Genomic DNA, 1193 nt, shown 5'->3' with positions numbered 1-1193 from the left:
TCGGTATTTCCACAACCGCAGTATCTAATGCTTTAGCGAAACTGAAGCATCACTTTGACGATCCCTTGTTCCTAAGAGATGGATTGGATCTTTCACCGACAAAAATAGCCCAAGAACTATTTACATCATTACAGGATGACGTTGATAAGTTAGTCAACAACGTGAATTCATTTGGCCAAAATGATTATTTTAATAAAATTGCGATCCATTGTTCCCCCTACATCTCTGTTCGACTGCTGCCAAAAGTATCGAATGCCATATGGCATAAGAATCCCAATTGCGAAATCATTCATAGAAGCAATTTTTCTGACGCTAAAAATAACATCCACGGTGTCAGACTGCGGATGAACGACCTGTTTTTCTCTCTAAAACCTAACTCTAGTCGCTCAATGATTTGTATTCCCGTTTTAGAAGAACCTATGTATCTGTTCTGCACCACACAGCATCCAAGAATGGATAAGCTCATCGACGGGGATTTCAGCGCTGAAACATTTGTCACGTTTGAAACCCCCGATGACAAATTTACTCAGCAAAACTTTGAGATTCGGCAAGCACTCGGTGAAAATACAATATTGTTAAAGAGTGATTCTTACTTTGCATTGCTGTCGATTATCGAGAACTCTGAAAAATTGGGGGTCATGCCAAAATGGTTATATGAAAAGTTTTCGCATTCGTTCAATGTCACAGCTCTAGATCAAGGAAACAAAATACCATCATCAACCATACATTTGATCTATGATAAATCATCCTCAGTCTCAAATATTGCAGATGATATTATCTCTGCTTTATCATAATAGTTATTATTTTATTTATAGCTTTTATTAAAAAAATTGACTGAGGAATAATTCGATTTTATATTTAGAGGCAGCCATCATAGGGATTAGTATCAATTCAGTTCTGTATCATAAAATAAATCAGCCTAAATGATTAGGCTTTAAATATAACTATAAGGAAATTTCAATGTTGTTTACGAAAACCGCCAGATTTTTATTTTTCTCTTTTACCCGCTTAACCACTACACCAGCAATGACTGTGGATGGCTCAATTAAAATGAGAGCTAAGATCTCAGAGATGCCATGCAATCCGTCTATTTCCTATACTCGATTGGACTAAGAGTGAGTACGTTATGGACGGAAAAAAATTAGACCTAAATCTCTTACCTATTTTTATTGAAATATTTATTCATCAAAGCA

Annotated in this window: 1 protein-coding gene; it reads left to right on the top strand. The window is 35.8% G+C overall.

The features are described from left to right. The coding region (locus HMPREF3091_RS02260; protein WP_070713903.1) for a LysR family transcriptional regulator at positions 1-794 on the top strand (794 nt) is incomplete at its 5' end. Positions 795-1193 lie beyond the last annotated feature (399 nt).

The organism is Hafnia sp. HMSC23F03, from assembly GCF_001816025.1.
GTDB lineage: Bacteria > Pseudomonadota > Gammaproteobacteria > Enterobacterales > Enterobacteriaceae > Hafnia > Hafnia paralvei.
Note: the sequence above shows the minus strand (reverse complement) of the source record. Positions and strands in the feature narration are given on the sequence as shown.